Annotated in this window: 25 protein-coding genes; 7 read left to right on the top strand and 18 right to left on the bottom strand. The window is 34.7% G+C overall.

What is annotated here, in order from left to right; all coding sequences use genetic code 11:
- The first annotated feature begins 41 nt into the window (after positions 1-41).
- Entirely contained in the window at positions 42-830 is a 789-nt protein-coding gene (gene murI / locus ACFSRZ_RS14595; protein WP_379667311.1) for a glutamate racemase, read from the top strand.
- On the opposite strand, the gene ACFSRZ_RS14590 is transcribed toward murI, so the two are convergent.
- The 13 genes from ACFSRZ_RS14590 to ACFSRZ_RS14530 all read right to left on the bottom strand — a co-directional run bounded on the left by ACFSRZ_RS14590 (position 827) and on the right by ACFSRZ_RS14530 (position 12,711).
- Positions 827-1,798, bottom strand: a complete 972-nt coding sequence (locus ACFSRZ_RS14590) for a PorP/SprF family type IX secretion system membrane protein (protein ID WP_379667310.1) — start codon at positions 1,796-1,798, stop codon at positions 827-829. The genes murI and ACFSRZ_RS14590 overlap by 4 nt on opposite strands.
- Positions 1,799-2,068: 270 nt before the next feature.
- Positions 2,069-2,905, bottom strand: a complete 837-nt coding sequence (locus ACFSRZ_RS14585) for a hypothetical protein (RefSeq protein WP_379667309.1) — start codon at positions 2,903-2,905, stop codon at positions 2,069-2,071.
- Between the two features lie 181 nt (positions 2,906-3,086).
- On the bottom strand, positions 3,087-4,223 hold the full coding sequence (locus ACFSRZ_RS14580) for a type II secretion system F family protein (RefSeq protein ID WP_379667308.1): 1,137 nt from the start codon (positions 4,221-4,223) through the stop codon (positions 3,087-3,089).
- On the bottom strand, positions 4,223-4,687 hold the full coding sequence (locus ACFSRZ_RS14575) for a prepilin-type N-terminal cleavage/methylation domain-containing protein (RefSeq protein ID WP_379667307.1): 465 nt from the start codon (positions 4,685-4,687) through the stop codon (positions 4,223-4,225). Before ACFSRZ_RS14575 ends, ACFSRZ_RS14580 begins: the two co-directional genes overlap by 1 nt.
- Entirely contained in the window at positions 4,674-5,024 is a 351-nt protein-coding gene (locus tag ACFSRZ_RS14570; RefSeq protein ID WP_379667306.1) for a hypothetical protein, read from the bottom strand. Before ACFSRZ_RS14570 ends, ACFSRZ_RS14575 begins: the two co-directional genes overlap by 14 nt.
- Positions 5,012-6,256 carry a hypothetical protein gene (locus ACFSRZ_RS14565; protein WP_379667305.1) on the bottom strand — a complete coding sequence of 415 codons (1,245 nt, stop codon included), beginning with the start codon at positions 6,254-6,256 and terminating at the stop codon, positions 5,012-5,014. Before ACFSRZ_RS14565 ends, ACFSRZ_RS14570 begins: the two co-directional genes overlap by 13 nt.
- Positions 6,257-6,261: 5 nt before the next feature.
- A complete protein-coding gene (locus ACFSRZ_RS14560) occupies positions 6,262-6,711 on the bottom strand; it encodes a hypothetical protein (protein WP_379667304.1) in 450 nt (149 codons plus the stop codon).
- 2 nt (positions 6,712-6,713) lie between these two features.
- Positions 6,714-8,126, bottom strand: a complete 1,413-nt coding sequence (locus ACFSRZ_RS14555) for a GspE/PulE family protein (RefSeq protein WP_379667303.1) — start codon at positions 8,124-8,126, stop codon at positions 6,714-6,716.
- Position 8,127: 1 nt separating this feature from the next.
- Positions 8,128-8,607: a prepilin peptidase gene (locus tag ACFSRZ_RS14550; protein ID WP_379667302.1), complete on the bottom strand. Its 480-nt coding sequence runs from the start codon at positions 8,605-8,607 to the stop codon at positions 8,128-8,130.
- Entirely contained in the window at positions 8,604-9,119 is a 516-nt protein-coding gene (locus tag ACFSRZ_RS14545) for a hypothetical protein (RefSeq protein ID WP_379667301.1), read from the bottom strand. The genes ACFSRZ_RS14550 and ACFSRZ_RS14545 overlap by 4 nt, the downstream gene beginning before the upstream one ends.
- Positions 9,116-10,300 carry a PilN domain-containing protein gene (locus ACFSRZ_RS14540; protein ID WP_379667300.1) on the bottom strand — a complete coding sequence of 395 codons (1,185 nt, stop codon included), beginning with the start codon at positions 10,298-10,300 and terminating at the stop codon, positions 9,116-9,118. The genes ACFSRZ_RS14545 and ACFSRZ_RS14540 overlap by 4 nt, the downstream gene beginning before the upstream one ends.
- Complete coding sequence (locus ACFSRZ_RS14535) at positions 10,300-12,351, bottom strand: type II secretion system protein GspD (RefSeq protein ID WP_379667299.1); 2,052 nt, start codon at positions 12,349-12,351, stop codon at positions 10,300-10,302. The genes ACFSRZ_RS14540 and ACFSRZ_RS14535 overlap by 1 nt, the downstream gene beginning before the upstream one ends.
- 9 nt (positions 12,352-12,360) lie before the next feature.
- Entirely contained in the window at positions 12,361-12,711 is a 351-nt protein-coding gene (locus tag ACFSRZ_RS14530; RefSeq protein WP_379667298.1) for a hypothetical protein, read from the bottom strand.
- A 101-nt stretch (positions 12,712-12,812) separates the two neighbouring features.
- Here ACFSRZ_RS14530 and ACFSRZ_RS14525 point away from each other — a divergent pair, with 101 nt between their 5' ends.
- The 5 genes from ACFSRZ_RS14525 to ACFSRZ_RS14505 all read left to right on the top strand — a co-directional run bounded on the left by ACFSRZ_RS14525 (position 12,813) and on the right by ACFSRZ_RS14505 (position 17,352).
- On the top strand, positions 12,813-13,217 hold the full coding sequence (locus ACFSRZ_RS14525) for a type IV pilin protein (protein WP_379667297.1): 405 nt from the start codon (positions 12,813-12,815) through the stop codon (positions 13,215-13,217).
- A 97-nt stretch (positions 13,218-13,314) separates the two neighbouring features.
- Positions 13,315-13,623 (top strand): hypothetical protein, encoded by a 309-nt coding sequence (locus ACFSRZ_RS14520; RefSeq protein WP_379667296.1) that lies wholly within the window; start codon positions 13,315-13,317, stop codon positions 13,621-13,623.
- 182 nt (positions 13,624-13,805) lie between these two features.
- A complete protein-coding gene (locus ACFSRZ_RS14515) occupies positions 13,806-14,522 on the top strand; it encodes an ABC transporter ATP-binding protein (RefSeq protein WP_379667295.1) in 717 nt (238 codons plus the stop codon).
- The gene (locus ACFSRZ_RS14510; RefSeq protein ID WP_379667294.1) at positions 14,519-15,925 is read left to right on the top strand and encodes an ABC transporter permease; all 1,407 of its coding nucleotides are present in this window, start codon (positions 14,519-14,521) and stop codon (positions 15,923-15,925) included. The genes ACFSRZ_RS14515 and ACFSRZ_RS14510 overlap by 4 nt, the downstream gene beginning before the upstream one ends.
- A gap of 2 nt (positions 15,926-15,927) precedes the next feature.
- Complete coding sequence (locus tag ACFSRZ_RS14505) at positions 15,928-17,352, top strand: DUF3526 domain-containing protein (protein WP_379667293.1); 1,425 nt, start codon at positions 15,928-15,930, stop codon at positions 17,350-17,352.
- A gap of 77 nt (positions 17,353-17,429) precedes the next feature.
- On the opposite strand, the gene ACFSRZ_RS14500 is transcribed toward ACFSRZ_RS14505, so the two are convergent.
- Positions 17,430-17,810 (bottom strand): Fur family transcriptional regulator, encoded by a 381-nt coding sequence (locus tag ACFSRZ_RS14500; RefSeq protein WP_379667292.1) that lies wholly within the window; start codon positions 17,808-17,810, stop codon positions 17,430-17,432.
- Between the two features lie 82 nt (positions 17,811-17,892).
- Between ACFSRZ_RS14500 and ACFSRZ_RS14495 the strand changes: the two genes are divergently transcribed.
- Positions 17,893-18,264, top strand: a complete 372-nt coding sequence (locus ACFSRZ_RS14495) for a MerC domain-containing protein (protein WP_379667291.1) — start codon at positions 17,893-17,895, stop codon at positions 18,262-18,264.
- A 286-nt stretch (positions 18,265-18,550) separates the two neighbouring features.
- On the opposite strand, the gene ACFSRZ_RS14490 is transcribed toward ACFSRZ_RS14495, so the two are convergent.
- From ACFSRZ_RS14490 to ACFSRZ_RS14475, 4 genes are all read right to left on the bottom strand, one after another.
- Positions 18,551-18,748 (bottom strand): hypothetical protein, encoded by a 198-nt coding sequence (locus ACFSRZ_RS14490; protein WP_379667290.1) that lies wholly within the window; start codon positions 18,746-18,748, stop codon positions 18,551-18,553.
- A gap of 515 nt (positions 18,749-19,263) precedes the next feature.
- Positions 19,264-19,635: a hypothetical protein gene (locus ACFSRZ_RS14485; protein WP_379667289.1), complete on the bottom strand. Its 372-nt coding sequence runs from the start codon at positions 19,633-19,635 to the stop codon at positions 19,264-19,266.
- An 11-nt stretch (positions 19,636-19,646) separates the two neighbouring features.
- Complete coding sequence (locus ACFSRZ_RS14480; protein WP_379667288.1) at positions 19,647-20,813, bottom strand: hypothetical protein; 1,167 nt, start codon at positions 20,811-20,813, stop codon at positions 19,647-19,649.
- A complete protein-coding gene (locus tag ACFSRZ_RS14475; protein ID WP_379667287.1) occupies positions 20,788-21,024 on the bottom strand; it encodes a hypothetical protein in 237 nt (78 codons plus the stop codon). Before ACFSRZ_RS14475 ends, ACFSRZ_RS14480 begins: the two co-directional genes overlap by 26 nt.
- Positions 21,025-21,029 lie beyond the last annotated feature (5 nt).

Here is a 21,029-nt window from a genome sequence, read left to right as displayed (position 1 = left end):
AGTCCCGCTGTTACCAGCGGGATTTTTTATTTTTACAAGGCATGAAAATTCAAGAACATCCTATCGGGCTTTTTGATTCCGGTATTGGCGGGACTTCTATTTGGAAAGAGATTTCTGAACTGATGCCTTATGAACATACCCTTTATCTTGCAGACAGCAAAAATGCACCCTATGGTCAACGCTCAAAAGAAGAGATTTTAGAGCTTAGTATAAAGAATACGGAGTTCTTACTCAATCGGAATGCTAAGATCATTGTTGTGGCTTGTAATACTGCCACAACCAATGCTATTAACTATTTACGTCAAACCTATGATGTTCCTTTTATAGGTATAGAGCCTGCTATTAAACCTGCCGGTCTGGTAACACAGACCAAAACAATTGGCATTCTGGCTACAAAAGGAACTTTAAACAGTGAGCTTTTTGAGTCGACCTCAGGAAAGATAGACCCTGAAGTAACAATCTTAGAACAAGTAGGAGAAGGTTTGGTAGATCTAATCGAAAATGGTCAAATAGATTCAACAGAAATGGAAACCTTGCTTCAACGATATCTGCAACCTATGTTGCAGGAAAACATCGATGCTTTGGTGTTGGGCTGTACACATTACCCATATCTTATACCGAAGATTAAAACCATCGTTGGAGATCAGATACAGATTATAGATTCAGGCCTGGCTGTAGCCCGTCAAACAAAAAATATTCTACAGCAAAATAACTTACTCCAAACAGAGCAAACAATTCCTAAACATCAATTTTATATTAACAAAGATGCTTCTGTATTGCACAGATTATTAGAAAATTTTCAAGCTAAAGTTGAAGAAAAAGACTTTTAGAAAGTTGCGTTGATATTCGGACAAGCTGATGCTCTTGGTCTTCTAGTAAACAGATTTACCCCAACAGAAACTTGATGGAATCCGGCATCTGTTAATACAATATCGTTCAACTGTTTTGAATAGGTATAAGAAAACATCCAACGCTTGTAATTTACTCCTACGATTGGAGTTATATATGTAAGGTTTTCAATTGGCTGTGCATCAAAACTTCTTCTGTAAGATAATGCTGCCCAAAAGCGTCCGTCTTGAAAATTCTTATAGGCCTTTAAGTTAAAATCAACAATACGCTCACCGGTAGATTCTCTTAACTGAATCATCACAGATGGTTCATATTGAATTAATCTTTCCTGACCAAAATAGTATCCAAAAGATAAGATATAGTTTCTTAAATCTAACGGTTCAAGGTTGTTGTTTAAGTTGTTCTTAGCAGATAGCAAAAGGTTTTTTACGGTAAAGTAAGAAGAGAATCCTGACCTGTGGTAAGCAACACTAAAATCTGCATTGAAATAGCTATCACTTTGAATCAATTGTGCTACGGTAGGATCTCCAAAAAATTGTGTTTGATCTACCTGATTTTGCACCGCTGTTAATGACACTCCAAAAGACAACTGATTGATAAAAGCTCCACGGTTGATATCTAAGTGATATGCATAGGTTCCTTGTACTCCTTTTTGCGAGTGGAATCCGTTGCTATCATTAAACAATACAAAACCAAAAGCGGCTTTTTCTCCAAAGCGATTGTGAAAACTTAACGTCTGTAAAGTAGGTGCGTCTTTAATACCTTGCCATTGTTGGCGAGCAGTAAAACGCAGTTTACCGGTATTCCCAATACCTGCAGCAGAAGGGTGCACCAAATACACATTATCCGATAAATAATCTGAATAGATAGGTAATGTTTCTTGTGCGCTAGAATTAGCAGCAAATAAGAGGGTAATAATACTAAACGTAAGTCTTTTAAATAACTTCATAAAAGTTATGCGCTTTTAAGGGTTGTCAAATATATTGTTTTTAAATCAATTAACCTGATAGTCGTTTGCAATTTAACAACATCCTTACAACTGAAAAAAACTCGGTTTATTGTGCAGTGAGTCAATTTATATTGTTGGAAATGTTTCTTGGAGTCGTAACTAATTTTTGCGCAGGATAACTGAATCTTTATAAAAACAAAACCCAGTGCATTAGCGCTGGGTTTTTTTGTACGTTTTATCTTTTCTCAAGCATAAAAAACTATGCTTAAATTATTGCTTCTCTAAAAGTACTACATACTCACCTCCGTAATTATTTGTTCCGTTGGTTCTGAAGAAGTTTAAAGAAATTGTTTTGTTACATGTGTTAAATGTATTGTTTGGTTGATCTGACGCTAAAGCAAATGTATATAATGGTCCTGTACTAGCAAATGTTGCGAATACTGCATTAAATTCTAAACTTCTGTGCGTAACAATAGGACTTGCTGGATTAGAGTAATCTAATTCAATTACTGCTTGTCTTCCTCCTGCATATAAGTCAGTTAACAACAATGTATTAGCTACTGGTCCAGCAGAAGCTACTAAATTACCAGTTAATTGCTCATTCCCAGGATCATTAAATGATCTGTATTGAGTGTACGTTCCGTAGAAATCAGCGATTACTAATGGGCAGAATCTCTCTAAGGTTAGCGTATATGTAGCGTCTTCTTGATGTGCAGTTTGCCCACTAATTCCAGTAATATTTACTACTAATTTTACAGCTCCACTTGCTGGTAAATTAGCATAGTTTCCAATGACACTACCAGTTCCTACATACTCTCCTGCAGGAATTACGATATCGTTGATTGAATATTGATCACTAGTAGCTGTTGAAGATGCGTCTACTTCTAAAGTAACTGTTCTATCTTGATTAGATACAGTAGTTACATGTACTGTTAATTCTTGAGAAGTAACTCCTGTTGGCTCAACTGGTAATGTTGAAGAAGTAGTTACAAATCTTAGCATGGTTTGACCATTGACATTGTCAAAGATCGGGTTTTCGTTCTCCTCACAGCTGCTCAAGGCTAGAAGCCCGACAAGAACTAGGGATCTAAAAATTAGTTTTCTCATTGTGTAATTGTTTTGAGTTGAATTAATATTGCTAAAATAATACTTTATGTTATTAAAACTGTTAAAAATAGCACTTTAAACTAGAATAACAATTTTTTGAACATAAAATGCCTATTTATTATAAACAGGTAATCAGCAATTTACCCTACCTTAATTTTAAAAAAGTTTTATCAAAACCTCTTTAGCCTATGACAGTACTGAGTTTAAACATCGGTAAATACATGGCCACAAGCACAACGGCAACTATAGCTCCTAAAACCAAAACAATGATGGGTTCTATGGTAGAACTAATCATTTTTGATTTGTACTCGATTTCTTGGTGGTATTGTTCTGTAATTCGTTTAAAGATCGTTTCATTCTGATTGGTTTCTTCGGCTACTTTGATTAACGAACTCATCTTTTTATCGAAAATAGGAACCTGTTCTATACTTTCATGAAAGCTTTTTCCTAATAGAATATCCTTCTCCACTTTTTCCAGTCCTACTTGCAGAGGATAATAGTCGATCATTTTCTTTGTTAGTTGAATTCCATTCAACAAAGGCACTTTGGCACTGGTTAGCAAATTAATTGCTTGGGTAAATTGAGCTATTCTTACTTTTCTCACAAACTCTCCTATAAAAGGAATTTTCAACACAAAAGAAGAACTCATTTTTCTGTACCATACTTTTTTTCTAGACATTCTAAAGAAGATCACGATCCCCAAGAAGAATAGAAAAGCAATGAAGAAATATTGTTCCATAGCATCCGATGCTGCAATGATCATCTTTGTTAACCAAGGAAGTTCTGTGTTGTTCTGTTTGAAAATGTTCTCAAACATCGGCACAACAAACTTTAACATGAATACAATGGCTATAAAAGCCGTAAACAAAACAATCATCGGATAAGACAACGCTCCTACAATTGTTCTTCGCTGTTGATTCTTTCGCTGGTAGAATGCTCCCAATTCTCTGAATACCTTATCTAAATTTCCGGTACGTTCTCCAATTTGAATAGAATGGAATTCATATTCAGAGAACACCTTTTGCTTTTTAATCGCTTCTGAAAAGTTTCTTCCTGAAATAATCTCTTCCTGTAAGTTCTCAAGCAATTTTTTATCGTTGGCTTTCTTCTGCTCATGCTTCATTAACTCTAAAGCATCTTTCAAAGTCAATCCTGCTTGCAATAACACATTGAGTTCTACATAAAAAGCTTCCTTCTTTTTGTTGTTAAATGAAGATCCAAACAAGGTAATCTCTTTCTTTAAGATACTGTCAATATCCAAAGACTGTTGCGAACTTTGCTTTTCTTTCTTTTGTATGTTCTCTAATTGAAATGCCATTAGTTATTCATATAATAGGATGCATCTTTTCTTTTAAATACAAAAAAACCTTTCTGTGCATAGGTGTCAGAAAAAGTAAATTCCAAGGCATCAACAGTTCCACTCTTCACCTCTTCACCATCCAAATACAGTTTCATCTTTTTCGGAACCAACTTTAAGGTATCCGTACCTCTAATGATTCCGCTTTCTGTAAATCGGTATTTTGCCGTTTCCTTAGCATTACTACATTCCAAAACTTTATTGTTTTGATCAAATCTTGCTTTACTTGTATTGATATCCATAGTAATCCATCGTTCCAATTTGATGATCTGCTGTTGCTTCTCAAATGTTTGATTGATCGATCTTACTTGTTTTTGAACATTTCCCAATGCTAAAAAAGACAGTGTTACCACAATACTGGAAATTACAAGAACCACCAGTAGTTCACTCAATGTAAAAGCTTGTATTTTCTTAGTTGTGTTCAAGTATTTTTTTTATTCTTTCTTTTTGACTTTTTTGATTTTTTGCTTGGAAAATAATGTAATTCAGTTCTCCTTCTTTTGTCTTTTTAACACGGATTTTCCAATCTCCCAATTCTCTTATATCCGGCACTAAAATTTTTTCATGCTGATATAAATATTCCAATCGGTTCAGTTCTGTATCAATAACTCCTGTACTACTTTTTACAGTTCTTTCCAGTACATTTCCTACGGTAGCCATGGCAATTCCAAATACGATCATTATTACCACTGTGGCAATTAATGTTTCTACCAACGAAGCAGCTCTAATTTTTAAGAATCGTATTTTCTTTATTCTAGCCATTTCGCTATTGTTACTTTATCCGTTTCAACAAACATTCCTTTGTAATGTTCTGAAATTGCTTTTGCATTGATCTGTCCGTTATAGAGGTGATTCATATAAATTCCTCCGGCTTGATTTGCTATAAAATTGCTTGTGTAAACAAAACCATCAACGCTTCCTCCCAGTTCAAAATTCTTATTACAATACACCTCCCCTGTCACCTTAGCCCCTTCTTTAACAGCTACCTGAGTGGTATAATCACTCTCTTTATTTTTATTATAGTACAATACAACTCCCTTTATCTGAGCTCTTTTGTCTATTTGAATGTTTATTTCTTTGTTTTTTCCTTTTAAGATGCTGCTGTCTATTAATGTTAAACCAGATGGGTAGTTTAGCTCTACTCCTTCTTTTATCCAAATCTTCTCTTCAGCAAAAATTTGACAGCTTCCCTTCACTCCGGATTCCAGAATAACTTTTGGCGCAATCAAAATAACATCTTCCAATACTGCTGAGCGAAATACTCGAATTTGAGATCTGGACATCAACACAATATTCCCTTCTAAACTCATGTTCCTCAAGTCTAAAGGAGCTTCCGTTTCAAATCCCAGTGTTTTCTCTTCAAATGAATTTCTAAGTTTTATTCCTTCCTTTAAATCAAACATTTGTACTTCATCCAAAGGATATTCTTGAGTTATCTGAATAATATAATCAAGGTTATGTATTGTTGGCAATTGTCCTGAGTTGGTTTTTATATTTCCATAGACCAATTCATTTCCATAATAGGCTACTCCGGAAATGTTCCCGGTTGTAATTCCTTTTTGAGGCAATATTACATCTCCTGTGATCTTTGTATTTCCAACCACCACTAAAGGCTGATTATTATTTTGTAAATACAGAGCTTTTCTATCTTCTTTCTGATTCCCTAACAAGGCTATCTTTTGAAAGGTTTCATTTTTTAAGGTTGATCGTACAATTGCCAGATCAAAAACACCCCAATGTTTTTTAGTGATGGATGTTTTCTCTCCATCAAGTTCAGAGAACTGAACTTCGGTTGGAGTGTTATACGGTAATTGTTTCTGTGAGAGGTAGTCAAATCCTACATAGGAAGCATGAACAGTTTCTTTGTATACTTCTGATTTCAGTCGAATTCTGTTCTGTAAGAATACCAATGAGATAAAAGCAAATAGCACAATCATAATAATGATCGACACCACCAAAACATATTGTATGGCTCCTGCTTCTATTTTCTTCAACGGTTTCATTGCAACAGTAAGAACTTCTTCTTTTCTCCTTTGTATTTTAGTATAACCTCATTCTCATTGGCTTTCACCAAAGTAATTCCTTTCATTGTTTGCTTTACCTGAAATACCTCCTGAACTCCATTAATAGAAATGATATACGATTTTTTTGCTCCTTTGATCGAACCGTTATAGGTGATATTAGGAAATACTACTTTGGGTTTTGGAATTACCTTCTTTCGTTTAGGAGCAGGTTTTTTATATAACTTTCCTAAAAAAGGATCTCGATAATCAGGGCGTATGGTATATTGAATTGCTTGTAATTGCTTTTGTGGCTTGAACCTTATTGCCTGAGGCTTTAGTTCTTCTTTTACAGAGGGGTTGTATTGCTGAAAGAACTGATATCCTATAGCTCCCCAAACAAAAATAACTGCTAACAACAACAAATATGTTTTCTGATTCTTACTCATAGCTATGTAACTAATAATGGATATACTTCATCAATAGAGGTCACTCCTTGTGCCACTAAACTCAGTGCATTCGATTGTAATGTATTGATCTTATTTTCTAGTAAATACTCAGTAACATCCAATTCTTTTTCTTGAATTTTCTCTACCAATTCTTTGTTGATTGGTATGATCTCATAGATGGCCTTTCGTCCTTTGTATCCGGTTTGATAACAATGGGAACATCCGACTGCTTTATGATGTGTTGTCATTTCTACAGGTAAGTGATATCTTTTAGGTAGCATATCTAAGGTTAACGTTTCTTCTTCTTTACAATGATCACAAAGTTTCCTAACCAATCGCTGTGCAACACTTACATTTAATGTACTGGCAATTAGAAAAGGAGGAATTCCCATATCAATCAGACGTGAGATCGTAGCCCATGCAGAGTTGGTGTGAATGGTAGACAATACCAAATGCCCGGTTAAGGCTGCCCTGATAGCCATATTGGCTGTATCTACATCACGAATCTCTCCTACCATAATGATATCCGGATCTTGACGTAAAAATGTACGTAGTGTACTGGCAAAATCCAACCCAATACTTTCTCGTAACTGTACCTGATTGACTCCTTCTAAGGTATATTCAATTGGGTCTTCAATAGTTAGAATATTGGTATCCTTCTTATTTAACAGCTTTAAAGTAGCATACAAGGTTGTTGTTTTACCTGATCCTGTAGGTCCGGAGATCAATACAATTCCATTAGGTTTTCTTACCGAATTTTTATAGATATTCAATTCCTCCGCTGTAAATCCTAAATTTTCGAGTTGTACAGTTACATTGTTCTTTGAGAGGATTCTCAGCACTAGCTTTTCGCCATGTAAAGTAGGCAATGAAGATACACGAATATCAAAATCTTCTGTTTCGGTAGATAGGTTAATCCTTCCGTCTTGCGGCAATCTTTTTTCAGAAATATCCAAGCCTGCCATGATCTTGATCCTATTGATGATCTTTGGATAATCGTCTAGAGTGATCATGTATTTCTCAATAAGCTTTCCATCAATACGAAAACGAACTCTGTGCTGCTTTTCAAAAGCTTCAAAATGAATATCACTACTTCCAATCTCCTTTGCTTCATAAATCATATTCAACAAGAAATCTTCAGAATAGTTCAAAGAACTACTGGAAAAATCTCTTTGTCTTTTCCTGTAATTCTTTTGTAAGTGCACATCGATCTCTTCTTTAGGTTCTTGCTCTAAAACCACCGATCTACCTAGTACAATTTGAAGTTCTGCCAAGAGATCATCCAAAGCTTGATGATCTGTTTTAAAATACACCTTTCCTCCTTCTTCTTGATAAGGAATTACTCTATAATGATAGGCTTGGTCTGCACTAACCAATTGCAATATATGTGTGGGTATGTTTGTTAGCTGGCTCATATCAAAATGCATATAAATTCATGAGACCAAACAATTGATTGGCTCCTAAGATCAATCCTAAAAACAAAGCTTGCAATCCAGCTAGTGGAACGAACTTCTTTAGTTGTTTTTGAAAGCTTATCGAAATGATGAATGAGAAGATCAATGAGCAGGAGAATAATACTAAGAAGGTTGTAGTTGGGAAACTGATTGCCATAAAAGCAAAAAACAAAACGTCTCCCAAGCCAAAAGCTTCAGGTAGTGATTGTTTTAATTTCAACTTTGTGTATAAAAATAAGATCAATATGATACTAAACACAACAGCGAGGTTTAGTATTGAACTGATTAAAAACACTTCCCAGACCTGTTGTTTTATATTCAAAAATCCTCCAACAACAAATAATAATATCAATAAGGCAATTGTTACTTTTCGTTCTTTCAAATCTTCATAAAAAATCCAAAAGAGTGATCCCATCATCACTATGTTTGCTGCTAAAATCATTTGCTTAGTTTTTGTAATATGATCTTACAGATCAGCTCATTTCTTCTGGTCTTATAATTTTTCTTTTTCAAAAACTCAACCGACGAGAATTTTCCCATACGTTGTTTTTCTAAACTGCTGGCAAAAAGCATCAGGTTTCTAAAGTCACCCTTTACTTCTATTGTATAGCTTACCATCGTAGCTTCTTCTGAAACGTATTCATGTGGTTGATCAAAAGAGACGATTGTTGTCTTGTATTCTTTTCTTAATTTTTCGAGTTTCTGAAATAGGTTTTGCTCAAAAGAGCGATCTGCAGAAACATTGTTAGATCTCAGAATAGAGTCTAAATGTGCGTTGTGTTGTTGTAAATAATGAATTCGTTCATTGGCATTTGACAACAACTTTTTCTCTGCTGAAAGTTTCTGAATTGAAGCTTTCAGTTCAAATGTTTTCTTGAAGGAGAACTGATACGCTACTAACATCAGGATGATAAACCCGAAAATCAGCGCTCTATTTTTTTGCTTGCTGTTCATCGGTTTTCTGATTTTAGTTGAATGGTAAAGTCAAAAGAGGTTACAGAGGTTTTCTGTGTTCCATAATTTTGAAAAGATACCTTTTCGATCCATTTCATTTCTTCTAATTCACTAATCCATTGTGTAAAATCGGAATTGTCTTTTGAAATTCCTTTTACGATGATCAGGTCATTTGTAAATATCAAAGGTTTTCCTTCTCGTTCAGGTCTGGTCAAAGGCTGATAGTTTATCTCACTTAGTAATAAGGTCTTGGGAACGGATTGGGAAATCTCATCAAAATACCAAATCACTTTTGAATTACTCACAGAATTGATACTCTCTACCAACTTCTTTTTCTTATCAACTATACCCGTAAGGTTGATCAATTGTTTTTTATAGGTTTCATTGAGTGTTAGTTCACTTGTTAAATCAGACACTTTGTTTCTATAGGAACTAAACACCAAAAAATTAACTAACAATAGTACAAATAAGAATCCCAGCCCAAAACGGAGTCCGAGTTGAAAAAATCGTTTCTGCTGATATTCTTTTACCAACTGGCCTTGTATCTTCTCTTCAGTATTTCTATCAACTCCGTTGTAATACGATAAGATTCCGGCAAGCGGAAGTAATTGATTAGAACCAACAATCAATCCGTTGATATCATACGTTTTAGCTACAGGCTTACTTTTTTTCCAATCTACTATTTTATGATCTACTACATCAAAAAGGGTGTTGGATGTATGAAATTGGAAATCGTTTAAAAATGGCAGAAGATTTTCAAAGTTATTATTTGCCAATGAAAACTGAATGACAGAAATTCCTTTTTCTAGATAAGCTTTTACAGTCCTATCAATTACTTCTTTTCTACAAATACTTACAGTAGAACTCACATCGTTTTCAGCAACCTCAAAGTAAAAATCGTTCACTGAAATATTAGGGAAGGCTGCTTTTACAACACTCTCTTTGGCAATATGTCTAAAGTCAACTTTCTTAGTTAGAACTTGTTCATTATTAATGATCAGATACACATGCTTTTGTCCTTTTAAAGCTGCAAATACTTCTTCTTGATCTTTGAACTCTTTCTTTTGAAAAATAACAAGTTCTTTCTTTTTCTTCTCCAATCCCAGAAGATAGAATTCAGTATTAGTTGCATGCTCTATAGCACAAAAACGAGAACCATATGTTAGCTTTTGCCTCAACATTATTTTACAACTGTAGGTCTAATAAGTACTGATAATTTTGCATTAGAAGCTGTTCTTACTCGTTTGCTAAACAACCATTTGATAACAGGTATTCTGGCAAGAAATGGTACTCCGGATCCGGAATTGCTTTTCGAGTTTACTTCCAATCCTCCTAATACCACAACATCTTTATCTCTTACTTTTAGTGTAGAGTTGAATCGTCTTGTGTCAATATTTGGTGGTGCACCTTCTGTAGTTGGCTCACTACTAAACGACGACTGCACAACATCTATACTCAATGTGATATTCCCATCTCCTGAAACGATAGGGCGAATCTTAATAGACAAATTCGCATCGATAGGGATATAATTTGTAAACTCACTAGTTTGTGGGTTTTGAACACCAAAAGTATTTACCAAGGTTTGTGTATAATAAGTTCTTTGTCCATTACTCATAGCTGCAACATGTCCATTTAATGCTGTCAGTCTAGGTGTAGATTTGATCTTTAAATCTCCATTGGTTTCCATCGCATGAATCTTTGCATAAAAGTTAGGAACCACTCGTCCTATATTAAGAGACTCTGTTCCTCCTAATCCTTGTATGATTCGATTGATAGAATTTGCTCCCAATGTTACATTGGTTCCTGAAAATAATGTTCCTCCATCAGAAGTAGGTTTATCTCCAATTCCTAGTTCGATCCCTGCAGAAACGGAAGATGATTTATTTACTTCAATGATCATGACCTCGATCATCACCAAAGGGATTTTCTTATCAATTTTCTGTACAAACTTTTTAAACTTTGCTATTCTTTGTGCCGCACCTCTTACGATGAAACTGTTTTGTTCTAGATCAATCTTTATTTTCAAACTATCTGTAACTCCTTCAGGAAAAATTCTAGAAAGTACTTCTTCATCAGAACCAAACTGATACTGCTTTTCACTCGGTGCAGGTCTTGTTGTACTAGTTACAGGACTTCGCCTTGGCTGACTTATGGGAGAACTATATGCCCCGTTAGCGGAAAAAGTGTTTGATAGATCACTCGAAAAACCATCAGAGCTTTCTAGAGGCTGTAACATAGATTCAATAGGCCTGTACATTAATTGTACAACTTCAACATCCAACACAGAGGATAGCTTACTTTGCCCAAAGAAGTACATGTTATCTTCTAATTTATAGGTAAACTTAGTGTCTTCTAGAAGCCTGTTGAGTAAATCATTAAAAGAAATATGATCTGATTTAATGGTTGCTTTTCCTATATTCTTCAGAGGCTTACTCGTAGCCATATTCACTTTTAAATCATAAGCAATATCACTAATTACTGCTTCAATAGGAGTATCTACAAAATCAACTTCTAAAATTTTATTTATTGTGTCTTTGATCTTAAAATGAAAGTTCCCTTTTCTAATTCTTCCGTTTCTTCCTACAATCCCATCTGTTGGCAGCTTCTCAAAAATATAGAAGTTGTCTTTGGTTTTTGTGATCATTAACTGATTTACCAACGCAATTTTATGAATTGCGGCATCAAACGGCATATCCTTAATAAAAGCCGATACTTGTTGATTTCCTAAACCTAAAGAAAAGGCAACATTCTTTCCAGTTACCTGTGTGATCTTTCTTGTTGCAGCCGATAAACTATCTTGTTGTAAATCTGCTGAAAACAAATCTTTATCAGCATTGTAAAACACCGGAATATCTCTCGACACAAAAGGTGCATGGTATTTTTTGATAGCCAATATATTTCCCAAAATTTCGATAGTCAAACCATACTCTTTACAAAGGTTTAAGAGCACATTCTTAACCGTGGCGTCTGAGAAACTTTGAGAAACGATGATGTTTTTTAAGTTAGAATCGAGGCTAACATTTACCCCATTAGAAGCTGCAATGGCTCTGATAAATGTATTTAACTCTGTTGCGTTGATTGAGAAATCAACAGGTTTGGAAAGACCGGGTACGGAAGTTGACAAACTGTCTAATTGAACTTCCAGTTTTTTAATTCTTTCCGGTGTATTCTGAGCATTGATATTGATCGTTAAAAACAACATCATTGCCAGAGAAAGCAATATCTTTTTCATAACATTTTTTTAGTTCACAGTAAAACTTACTGCACTGTATGGTGTTTCATATTCTGAGTTCATAGCTTTTACTCTCCATTCATAAGTTCCGGCATCTAAATGTGTTGAAACCGAATTAGCATCTGTAATAGAGTCTAATACAATCTGACTTGCATTTTGAAAATCTGGTGTTGCTATTTGCACCTGATAAGCTTCTGCTTGATCAACAAGTTGCCAGGTAAAAACAATGTTCCCGGACGTTACCTGAGAGTTATTTGTTGGAGCCTGTAACATTACTGAATCATCAGAAATATCTTCTACAAAAACAGCTTCGCAAGACAATGTAAAACACAAAAGGAGAAGTAGATAAACCTTTTTCATATTCGCAATTTTGTTTTTCAATTTTTTGTAAAAGTAATAAATATTTTTATTTTTTGCTACCTTTGTGGACGACACAATCAGTGTCATAAAAAATTTTGCTTATGAAATTGAAAAGAAAAGTTCCGGCTTATAATCTTCAAGAACTTCTTGTTGTCCTAGTAATCATTGGTATCCTTATTTTAATTGCCATGCCCAATTTTATGGGAGTGATCAATAAAGCTAAAAGTGTGGAAGCTCAACAAAACTTAAAAGCGCTCCACAGCTTACAAAAGAATCATTATTATATGTACAATTCCTACACATTGGATCCTGACAAGATTGACTTTATTGCTCCTAAAACTACCAAAGAAGGAGGTACTGCCAATTATACTTATCAGATCATTGAGGCTTCAGGAAATTCTTTCAAAGCTCAAGCAGTTGCGCTTAATGATGGAGATGGGGATGGGGTTAAAAGTACTTGGGAAATTGATGAAAATGGGATTCCTAAAGAAATTATAAAGGATTAATAACCTTCTTAGTACTCTTGTAGATCAAGATAGGTATACTTGACACATGCTTTCAGTTCTACTTTTTTTTCTAGAACTTATTGTCTAATTTTAGTGCGTGAAAAGTAAATCACTTCATTCTGTATTCAGTATTTTCTTACTGTCAGCCTTCTTATTATTGAAGGTTGCCGATGCACATGCCTTTTCACATTTTTCTGATGACTTTGATGCCAACGATTGTGAGCTATGTCAAGTCATTTCCGATTCCAAACAATTAAAGCCTGTTCTGAATTCTTCTTTTGTAGAAGTGGAAGAAAAGAACGTATTTTTCCTGGAGAAGAATACGATCAATGCCGGATATGAAGCTCCAATGCTTTGTATTGCTTGTCCTTCCTTTGTTTACAACAAACCTCCTCCACTTCTGTAGGTTGTATTGTATTATTTTTAATTCCTTTTCTATTTAGTTCTCCCAAAACTATACAGAAACACATGCTGTATTATAGCAACAAGCTTTGAAAGAAGTACAATGCCTTCTCTTTAAACTGTAATGTTATACAAACATCACAGGATCATTCTCACAATTTTAATATCAAAAAACTTGTTTTCATCATGATTACAACAAACAATCTTACAAAAAAATACAACGATCAAACTGCCTTAGATCAACTGAACCTTGAAGTGAATCAAGGTGAAATTTATTGTCTTCTTGGAGCTAATGGAGCCGGAAAAACCACAACCATCAATTTATTATTAGGATTCATTCATCCAACCTCAGGAAGTGCCTCTATTAACGGGATCGATGTTACTAAAAATGAAAAAGCGACTAAAAAAGTACTGGCATATATTCCGGAAAACCTGATGTTATACCCCAACTTAACATCTGTAGAAAATCTGGATTACTTTTCAGGAATTGCCGGGAAAAACCTTACACAAACTCAATTAAGAGCTTACCTAACAGAAGCCGGGTTGCAAGAGCAAGCTTTTGACAAGCGTATTTCTACTTTTTCTAAAGGAATGCGTCAAAAAGTAGGAATAGCCATAGCGCTTGCCAAAGATGCCAAAGCCTTACTTTTGGATGAACCTACATCAGGATTAGATCCAAAGGCAAGTAACGAGTTTGGAGTATTGCTTCAAAAGTTAAAACAAAAAGGAGTTGCTACATTGATGGCTACGCACGATCTGTTTCGTGCCAAAGAAGTTGCCACTCATATCGGGATTATGAAGGATGGAGAATTAAAACAACAGTTTGTTGCAGCAGATATTTCTCTTTCAGAATTGGAAAAAGCCTACCTACAAACAATGAACTATAAAAAACAGGCATCATGATCTTTAAAACATTTTCAAAAGAAACAAAAGAGCTGTTACGAGACGGACGTGTTCGCTTCTCTTTTTTAATTGTGATACTACTATTGGGAATGGCTGTTTGGATAAGCGTTGGACAATATCAAAGTATTAACAAACAATACCAAGAAGCTACAAAAGAAGATCGTTCTCTTTGGGATAATCAAGGAGAGAAGAATCCGCATTCAGCTGCACATTTTGGAACCTATGCCTTTAAACCCAAATATCCTTTGTCTTTAATTGATAAAGGAGTCGACAAGTACACCGGAGTTTCTATTTTTCTGGAAGCTCACAATAGAAACGAAGCGCAGTTTAGTGCTGCTTCAGACCAAACAGGGCTGGCTCGTTTTGGAGACCTAACACCTGATTTCATTTTACTTTTTATCATCCCTTTATTGATCATTTTGTTAGGCTATAATAGCTTTACAAAAGAACGTGAAATGGGAACCCTTACTTTGCTGAAAAGTCAGGGAATTACTACCTGGAAATGGATTCTGGGAAAATGGCTAGCTCTCTTTTCCCCTATCTTTTTGGTGACTTTCATCTTACTAATCAGTGCAGGAATTGTACTTTCTAATCTTCAAGATTTTGGGGAGTTTCAGTGGTCTTCATTGCTATGGATGTTCGTAGTCTACATCGTTTATTACATCATCTTTATCAATTTGGTCTTGTTCATTTCTTCTAAGGTCAAAAAGTCCGGCATCTCTCTTGTATTGTCCTTATCTATATGGATTTTAGCTTGTTTGGCAGCTCCAAAAGCAGCCAGCAATATTGCCGAGTCTGAATATCCTTACCCTACTCGTCAAGAATTTGCAACCAATGTTTTGAAGGACAAGAAAAAAGGTCTTGATGGTCATAATCCATGGAGTAAAGAAGCTAGACTTCTTAAAGAAAAAGTTTTAAAAGAACACGGTGTAGATAGTCTACACAAACTTCCTTTTAACTTCGACGCATACCGAATGCAAAAAGGTGAAGAGCATGAAGCCAAAGTATATTTTAAACATTATAAATATCTCAAAGAACAATTTGCAAATCAGTCTAGAGTGTACAGAAGTTTAGCTGTTATCTCTCCTTATTTACCTGCTCGATTTTTAAGCATGTCTATAGCGCATACAGATTATGCAACGCACTGGAACTTTTCTGATGCGGCTGAAAATTATCGTATTGCTACACAAAAATTCCTGAATGACAATTTTGCTCAAAATTCGAATTATGGAAATTGGGGATACAAAGCAGATGCTAGCTTTTGGAAGGAGTTACCTCCTTTTGAATACGATCCGCCGGAACTTGATGTTATTTTGAATCAAAATTCATCAAACCTATGGATCTTAGGAGCATGGCTCTTAGGCTCATTTTCTTTGCTTTTGTTTACTACTAAAAAAATATAATCATGTTAAAATATAATTTCAAATACGACTTTAAACTGCTTTTGCGAAGTCGCTGGATACAATTGCTAAGTATCTTATTGCTATTGCTATTTACATTTTCTGTCATAAATGGTAAGCAAAAAGTAGAAAAGCGTAGCAGCGATATTGCGACTGTAAAAAACGAAATTGAGGAAAGTGACAACAAAGTACTCAAGCTCTTGGATTCTATTGCTCAAGGACAGAAAGTAAAAGCTTCTAGGTGGACTATTCCTACGAGCCCAATGGCTGTAGGAAACTATCATCCTCGTGTTGCAGCTATGGAGCCACAACCCTTTGCCTTTATTGCAACCGGACAGTCTGATCTTTATACATCGTATATAAAACCGACTGTTTCGGGAGATGATTTTGCATTGAATTTTACAGAAATGACCAGCCCTGTGCAACTGTTATTCGGAAGCTTTGATCTAACTTTTGTGATCGTTTATTTATTACCTCTTCTGATCATTGCGTTTTCTTATAATGTTCTTTCTGCCGAACGCGAAAGCGGCTCATTACGATTGTTGGCTTCTCAACCTATAAAGATTCAAACTTGGGTGCTTCAAAAACTTGGATTGCGTTTCTTCTGGCTTTCAATTTTAGCTATTGGTGCGCTTTTGATAGTTTTCTTGATCTTGGGAGTTGACTTATTTGCACAGTTTAGTGTTTTTCTCGAATTGATTGCATTGACTCTTACTTATATGTTATTTTGGTTCTCATTGGCTTTTGTTATCAATGTATGGTCTGGAAGTTCTGCAAAAAATGCAGTTTCTATGCTAGGGTTATGGGTTATTTTTGTTTTGTTGACTCCTTCTCTCTTAAATCAATTGGGTAGCTCACTTTACCCCATGCCTTCCAGAACTCTTATGATCAATGAAATGCGTACAAAGAAGTTAGAAGTCTCTAAAAAGCAAAATGAGATCTTGGATAACTTCCTACGGGATCATCCTGAATATGCTATTAACGATCCTAAGCAATCCAGAGGGTTCTATCATCGTTATATGGCGTCTCAAGAGTTGGTTAAAAAAGAATTAGCTCCCATACTTGAATCTTATGAACTACAATTAAAGAAACAGCAAGATTTGGTAAATCAAATGAAATGGTTCTCTCCTGCTTTGGCAATGCAAGAATCTTTAAACAAGTTGGCAGGGACCTCGAGTGCCGATTATGAGGGTTATAGAAATCAGGTTGTCAATTTTGCTGAAGCTTGGCGAGATTATTTGATCCCTTTCTTGTACAACAACAAAAAGATTTCGAAAGATGATTTTAAAAATCTGCCGGAGTTTCAATATCAACAAGGAGCAGGAATTACTTCGATCACAGCACTGGCTCTGTTACTCATTTCCATTGGACTAGTAGTGATCGGCTTTTTGATCTCTAAAGGTATTCAAAAGAAGACCGGATTAGCTTGATCCTAAAAACTTTCAAGAGGTGAGAATGGGTTTCTAACTGTTTTTACCTCTTGATTTTTTTCTTCTTTTGTAGAAAATCAAGCGCTGCATTGAGCGCAAGTTCCTTGCAACATGATCTCAACAGAACTTATTTGGTAGTTTTTTACTGTAGGGATCTTGACGTCTAACGATAAGCATTCAATAGTACCACAGTTGTTGCATTGGAAGTGTGGGTGTGCATCTACATGATGCCCGGAAGAGCAACCTTGACATTTTGCGTACCATTTCAACCCTTCTTTTCCTAAAAAAGAATGGACAATTCCATCTTTTTCCAGTTTATCAAGAATACGATAGACGGTTGTCTTGTTCATCTCCTTTTGTAATTGACTTACCAAATCTACAACGGAGATCGCTTTTTCGCTTTGCTCAAATACTCCAAGCAAAGTTTCTACTGATTTTGTTCTTCTTACAATTCCCACACAACAAATTTATTGCAACTTAACGGCATTGACAAATATCTTTTTTCTATTTTTGCAACTTGGTTGCATTAAAATCAACTCAATGATACTAACACGAAAATCTGACACACTAGGGATCTTCACAGGAGGATTATGCCTTGCTCATTGTTTAATAACTCCTGTTCTTTTTGCTGTACAGCCTTACTTTTTTTCATTTACTGAGCAGCCTTCATGGTGGAAATACTTAGATTATATCTTTTTACTCATTTCATTTTTTGCGGTATACTCGTCTGCACAAAGCACAACAAAAAGATGGGTAAGTTATGCTCTTTGGAGCAGTTGGGTTTTATTAACAGTTGTTATACTCAATGAAAAGTTAGAAGTATTACCCTTGCCGGAAACTACTATCTATATCCCAACATTGGCCTTGATTGGGTTTCATTTATACAACAAGAAGTATTGTAGTTGTAACTAAGGGTTAAAGTTTTATATTATAAAAAGGCTAGTTCTTTTTTTTAAGTAAGGCAAAACTAAATACTAATGCACCGAGTATTATTATAAATGAAATAATTTTTATTATATCTTGCTCAGACGTAGCAAGAACTATTACCATAGATATAATAATTAAAAGTAAACTTATTAAGTTAGTCACTTTACTAGTTCCCATCTGATTTCAAATTTAAATAGAGTGTAGAAGTTTTCAAATTTCTACACTCTATACATTATTAAAAGTACTTTTCAAAACTTCTATTTATTAGAAGTTATTCTCTAGCTGCACAATTTCCTAAATTGTTCCAAGAAACGAAGAAAGATGCTAAGGACAGCAAAAGTACACCAGTTCCTGCTGTTAAAACAGCAACAGTTGCACCTGCCGTTGCAAGAAGTGCTGATGTAGCCTGACCATCACAATCCCTTCCTCCAGTTAAATTCTCCATTTGATTTAATTCTAATGTTTCCATAATAATTTTTTTAGTAGTAATTAAAAATATTCTAATTTTCATCCTTTCAAAGGATAATTACACGACAAAATAATTCTACGACTTTTTTAAAGTCACTCATAGCTTTATGACTCTCTTTGCAAAGAATGTTTTATCACGAACCTCTAAATACCTAAGTTAGGTATTCATAGTATATTACACTACAATGTTAAAGAATAACACAATGCTAATCAACCTGCCATAGGTTTTAAATTAAAACCCCTAGTTGGTTAATTGTAAATAAAGAACTGAAACCTCATTTTCTTAAGGAAAGTGTTAGTTAATATTTATCTCTTGTTTTTAGTGAATAGCTATAACTTCTCTCTGAGTTTCTTTAAGCATTGGAAGTAAGTCGATTTAAAACAAACAACTCTGATTACATTATTCACATCAAGCTATTTAAAGCTTTTAAATAAAGCTCTTCACTTTTAATATCTTATTTCTCTAACAAAAAAAGCAAGAAGTCAATGTTGGTTTCTTGCTTTTTAAAGTTGGTTTTAATGTTGCCAGCAAGTACCATCAGCACTTTTTGTGTTACGTTTGCAACGTGTCCCCCTCTGTGTGATTCCTGTACAACGAGTCGCCATACTCCTTCTTGATGGAGTTTTCTTTTTGCTAACTGACTTTTTCTTCTTCACTTTCTTTTTCCCATTATCAGGATGACATACTTTGCATGCTACTAACCCTTTCTTCTTTGCTTCTTTTATAGCGATCTTTAGTGTATCTTTTTTCTTTATGATTGTGCAATCTTTCTTGTGGTATTTTTCTCCTTTTGAGGTACGATATACTTCTTGTTTTTTGGTTTGTGCTTCTATCTGACTAGTAAATATGAATAATGTAATCAGAGTTATTAGTTTTAATGCCTTCATTTTTTTGAGTTTTATTCGACAGGTACACGATATTTTTTCTCCGTGATCTGCATTCTTATCTTGTTTAATTTTACGTATTGAGGTTCTTTTCTTTGTTTATTATACTTTCTAAACTCATAAAGTTTAGTTTCTTTAACTGCGACAACTTTTACATCTACATCAATCCCTCTAGTTAAATTATCATTGTATAAACAGATGTAAAATGTTCCATGCTTTTTACTATCATTTCTTCCAAATGCCGCTCTTCCTTTTCCACTATCAAATAGATAATATTGTGATCCATTTAAGAAGTTCTGTACGTTTTGATAATCATTTACAAAAGAATAATCGACATCTTCTCCTGTAGAAGGAAGTATTAAATCTGTAATAGTCCCAACAGCTAACCCTGCAAGTGGTGTTTGACAGTAAGCATCAGCAGCATTTGCTATTAAATTAGAAAATGATTTAATGTTCTGTTCGTATGCCTCTTTCCCCTCATTCCCTACTCCAATCCAATAAGCCCAAGCAATAAGTCTTTCACTTTTCAAAACTGTATTTTCTAATCGTGGTAAATCCACTCTTAAATAAGTTTTACTCTTATTCCGATTATAAAAGGAGTGTACTCGTTGAGATTTTTGAAAAAGTAAAACTTCTTCCTCTTTTGCCTCAATTAATTCTTTTACAGTTTCTTGATATGGAGTGATTTTATAACCTGTTAAACTATCTTTTACATATGGAATATAGGCTGTATCTATTACTCTTTCCCATCTCCAACCAGTATTAAAACTCTTTCTTCCGATAGAAGAAGGAACCCTCTGAATATTAACATTTGCAACTCTATTCGTCAACGATGAACTATAAAATCGAAAGCGATACACCCCTTTATTCAAAACTTTGATTCTCTGGTTTGCAATCTTCTTTGCTTTGAATTCTGTACTGATCACATTTGTTGGAGAAGCTATTTCTACATATTTAAAATGTCTTCCCTTTTTCATCTGAAAATTGAAAACAATCTCATCTCCAGTATCAAAAGAATAGTAGTAGTCTTGAGTTTGATCAAAGGAAAGTTTAATGCTCAGGTTTGCCACATCAATAGGTTCTTGTGAGAAAGAACTTACACAAAAGAACATGCCAACCAAAAATAGAACTATATGATTTATAGTTAGACTCATCTTAGTTCCAATTCTTATTACATCCATTCTCTTTTTCCCATTTCATTGCCGCTTGTCTAGTTGTTTTTAACCCTTCTTGAACAATATGTCCATTACTCCAATAGTATCTACTTCCATTAAAAGTGGTGTAACGATTAGAGTTCTTATGCTCACTTTCTCTTCTTTGTAAATCATTGGTTATACCGCAATGAACTTTCAAATTCCCTACTTTAAACCAATACTTGTATGTATCTCTCATATTCT

It is taken from the genome of Pseudotenacibaculum haliotis, assembly GCF_042684245.1.
Lineage (GTDB): Bacteria > Bacteroidota > Bacteroidia > Flavobacteriales > Flavobacteriaceae > Polaribacter > Polaribacter haliotis_A.
The sequence above is the reverse complement of the archived record's forward strand: the minus strand, read 5'-3'. Positions and strand labels throughout refer to the sequence as shown.